Origin of the sequence: Streptomyces sp. NPDC059003, from assembly GCF_042740445.1 — a bacterium.
GTDB lineage: Bacteria > Actinomycetota > Actinomycetes > Streptomycetales > Streptomycetaceae > Streptomyces.
Genome location: NZ_JBHYJH010000359.1, coordinates 1 through 3,960 on the forward strand (window position 1 = coordinate 1; position 3,960 = coordinate 3,960).

At 58.5% G+C, this 3,960-nt stretch carries 3 protein-coding genes and 1 pseudogene; all 4 read left to right on the plus strand.

Translation table 11 applies throughout. From position 1 onward, the window contains the following. Positions 1-79 precede the first annotated feature (79 nt). Positions 80-1,027, plus strand: a complete 948-nt coding sequence (locus ACFWZ5_RS45350; RefSeq protein WP_384893065.1) for a hypothetical protein — start codon at positions 80-82, stop codon at positions 1,025-1,027. 73 nt (positions 1,028-1,100) lie between these two features. Then, positions 1,101-2,306, plus strand: coding sequence for an alpha/beta hydrolase (locus ACFWZ5_RS45355; RefSeq protein WP_384893068.1), 1,206 nt, complete (start codon positions 1,101-1,103; stop codon positions 2,304-2,306). A 651-nt stretch (positions 2,307-2,957) separates the two neighbouring features. Then, positions 2,958-3,260, plus strand: a pseudogene (locus tag ACFWZ5_RS45360) (transposase); the annotation flags it as partial. Positions 3,261-3,348: 88 nt separating this feature from the next. Next, positions 3,349-3,960 (plus strand): transposase (locus ACFWZ5_RS45365; RefSeq protein WP_384893071.1); only part of this gene is annotated, 612 nt, incomplete at its 3' end.

Consider the following 3,960-nt stretch of genomic DNA (forward strand, 5'->3'; position numbering starts at 1 on the left):
ACCCACGCCCGGCATCATGCCGCACAAACATCAAGCCACGTGAGACAACCTCTAAAGCCTCGCCACTTCAGGAGTGCACATGACATCACAGGACGAAGAGCATGAAACTATTGCCAGAAGGGATGCAGGAATAGACAGATCGGTTGGAATCTCCAATTCCAACTATCACCAAGACACAGGCGAATTTTATGCCATTCTAGAAGGAGGGTTCGACTGGTTGAACCGGTTAGCCTGTCTCCCCGGAAATAAAACGCCAACAGAAGTCACCCTGGAAATCTGCGGCAATATCAGGACCAAGGACTATGTAGTATCGGTGGGACTCTCGGAACTAGAGACCGACTTTGGATTCTCGATTTTTAACCTGCGCGGCGATCTAGCGTTGCGTGATAAAGCTCTGCAAGATGTTTCCCTTTCGGGTTCGCTCATTCTGGGCGACCGCATGTTCGACTTCGAGTGTTTCAGGTACGCCGACAATTGCTGGGGATTCCTAGGCGAGCTGTGGCTGAACGATAAAGTGACGTCAAGCACCCTATTGAAGGCGTTTGACGGCGGGGTTAAAATTCCAGGCATACTACCCGAGGTCACTGTATCGAAATGTTCGATTGTTTTCCTCAAAGAGCATGGAAGTTGGACGGCCGACTTCTGTTTGGCGGGGGCAGTCACGTCGCTATTGCCATCCGATAGTTTCGTTCTGCAGGCCGCGCGACGCGGCAGGAAAGGGTGGTCCTTTGACGTAGCGCTCGTACTGCACAAAATAGGTAAAGAAGAAAAGGGAATCATCTTACAAGGAGGCGCCCGAGAGGATTCCATTGAGCTTTCTGGCGCCGCCGTGTCTCCAAAGGGCGTCGCGTTAGCCGAACTAGTCGACCTCCTGACCGAGGAAACACTTGACCCGGGAATTTCCGAATTGGGTTTCCCCAGCCTCAAAGAGCTCCGCTTCAGAATCTTGAAAGAAGCTGGCAAATCCGTTTCCTGTGAAGTCGACGTCCAGGGGCGTTCGCTAACTCTTGACTTTGCCGCCCTGTAGGTCAGGCTTGGACTGCGAGATTGGATCAAAAATGTCACCTTTCTTTGCTGATGCAGATGGGAAGAATAGAAAAATGCTCGCCAAGAACACGGGGAGCGATATAGCTCGCTGGAAACGGGACGCCGAAGCGGTGAAGTCGACACTTGATACGCTAGAGAAACAACACCCTGGAGTGCCGATTCAACTCTGGAAGTACGAACCAAATGCGGCGTTTCAGGACGGAACGCGAATGGAAAGATTTTGCCGAACAGCATTTTCCATCGGAGATTTGGATACTGCAAAGTACGTAGCAATCATCGTCCCCGGAACAACTCACTCGGTCAATGGCCAGGTATTGACCGATGTGAACTGGGAGTATGGAAAAATAGAAGGTCCGTACGATATCGCGGCGAAGGGGACGTTGAAGGAACTCGCCTTGAAGAATGCGATACCACTATACGAAGAATGCCGCGAATTGAATAGTCAAAAGAAGTTCGCTGTCGTACTCTGGATGGGCTACCGGGCCCCGATGGCAGCACTCCGAGGGCCAGCCGTGTGGGCATTCGCCACAGATGGGGCACCAAAACTTATATCCGACGTTCTAGAATTTAGGAAACATAACAACACGGCGCGCCTTATCATCTCCGGCCATAGTTACGGTAGTACCACGGTCGGCGTAGCAGCAAAGGCCTTCCCTGCATACCCTAAGCCACCAGAACTAGTTAGTCAAAAATATCTTGCAGATTCGATTGTGCTCCTGGGGAGCCCTGGATGCTGTGCGATGAAAGCCAAAGAACTCGGTGACGAGAAACAGGTGTTCGTTTGTTCTGACTATTACGATATCATCACCTATCTCGCAGCATTCGGACGCGATCCTGCAGCTACGACCTTCGGAGCCGTCACCCTTAAATCGAAGGTGCCTGGGACAGCATTCAAAAAGAGCAGTTGGCCAACTTACGCCTTGAGGTGGTGCGCGCGCCGCCTCTTCGGTGGTCCCACCTCTCACTCTCACTACTACGACCCAAAAAACCCGTCACTGAAAAGCATCGCCAGAATTACCGTACAGGAAGAACCGGAAAAGGTGACGAAATGTCAAGGGCGGAGCCTTCTGGGATCCTGGGAAAGTAAACAATTCAACTGGGCAATCCCCCTGGCAGCATACCGCCACATTGGCATGAGCCCTGACATGTGGGCCACCAGTAGTGAGGTCGTGAAAAGTGCCGTTATGGCCTCTCTGCAAAGCGAACTCAGGCCATTGGATGATAAAGACCCTAACGAGGAGGCCCCCAAGAACTCCTGACGAAATGATTTCCGAGTTGGTTGGACCACTCTGGGACCGTTGATCCAAGGGTGCGGGGAAGGGCTGATTCATAGTTCTGGGTGCCGGGCGAATGGACTGGTCACACTGGTGTGAAGCGGTGCTGGTTGGGCGTGTGGGATGCAGCGAAGCTCCGGTTGACGGGGCTGGCCTCGCGAGTCACCCGGAACAGGCGGAGCTTTGATTTGCAGTAAGTCTGCCGCTGTTTGTCTGGTCACGACACCCACGCGTCAACACCACGGGGTCGTGGGGCTGAAGGACACTGCCCGGTCCGCGGACACCTCTTGGGCATGGTCGCTCTGCGGTATGGTCTTGCTGGTCGCGGCCTGCGCGGTCCTGGCGGATGCCCGTTCGTATGCTGCGGTCGGCCAGTGGGCCCGGCATGCTCCGAGGAGGCCCTGGCCCGTCTCGACTGCCGCATCGCCGGGCCGTTTGCCGTGTGCGTGGGGCGGAAGAGGTGTGCGCGAAACCCAACATTTCATAGACGCCGGGCTCTTGATACTGACTTCGGTTCGTCAGGGTGATCTTTCGTGCAGCGCTTGATGTTGCTGGGGTGTTGGCCGTATTTCGTTCTGTGTGAGGTATGCGGATGGGGGCGGGCTGACGGCTGCGGGGCGTCAGCGCCGCGAGGCCGTGCGAACACAGGCGGCCGAATTGTTCGAGCAGAAGATCAAGCCACCGGAGGTCGCACGGCGCCTGCGGGTGAGCCGGAAATCGGCCTACCAGTGGCACCAGCTGTGGCGGGACGGCGGGCCTGGAGCACTGGCATCCCGTGGCCCGAGCGGATCGCGGTGCCGTCTGTCCCCGCGCTGCCTGGCCAAACTCGCCGCCTGCCTTGAACAGGGTCCGGCCGCGCACGGCTGGGTGGCGGACCAGGTGTGGACCGCGGCGCGGGTGGTCACGCTGATCGGCAGGAAGTTCCACGTCTCCTACAGCGTCTCGGGTGCCACCCGGTTGATGCACCGGATCGGCTTCTCCCCGCAGGGTGCCCGCCCGGCGGGTGGCCGAACGCGACGAGCAGGCCGTGAAGGCGTGGAAGGAGGCGACCTGGGCCGAGGTAAAAGAACCCGGGCGGCCTGCGGGGGGCTACATCTGCTTCGAGGACGAAGCAGGATTCACCCGCCGTCCGCCCAATGGACGCACCTGGGGCCGGCGCGGCCACACCCCGGTCGTGACGGTGAGCGGACGGGGATCGGGACGGCTGCCGGTGGCCGGACTGATCGCCGTACGGCCCGGCTCGCGCACCCGGCTGTGCCACCGGCTGATCTCCCACCCGGCGGACAAGGGCAAGCGCCGCAGCACGAACGAACGCGACTTCATCGCGCTGATCGACGGCGCCCACCAGCTCGTCAAGGCGCCAATCGTGCTGGTCTGGGACCGGCTCAACACTCACGTCTCCCACGCCATGCGCGAGCTGATCAACCAGCGCGAGTGGCTGACGGTGTTCCTGCTCCCCGCCTACTCACCGGATCTGAACCCCATCGAAGGCGCGTGGGCCCACGTCAAACGTAGCCTGGCCAACCTCGCCGTCGTCGCCCTCGACCGTCTTGAGACACTCGTCCGCAACCGGCTCAAACGCCCCCAATACCGGCCCGGCACCCTCGACGGCTTCATCACCGGCACCGGTCTCGCCCTC

Bases quoted from the DNA above. Each gene is read 5' to 3' on its own strand.
- ACFWZ5_RS45355 (WP_384893068.1), top strand. From the start codon at position 1,101: ATGCTCGCCAAGAACACGGGGAGCGATATAGCTCGCTGGAAACGGGAC.
- ACFWZ5_RS45350 (WP_384893065.1), top strand. From the start codon at position 80: ATGACATCACAGGACGAAGAGCATGAAACTATTGCCAGAAGGGATGCA.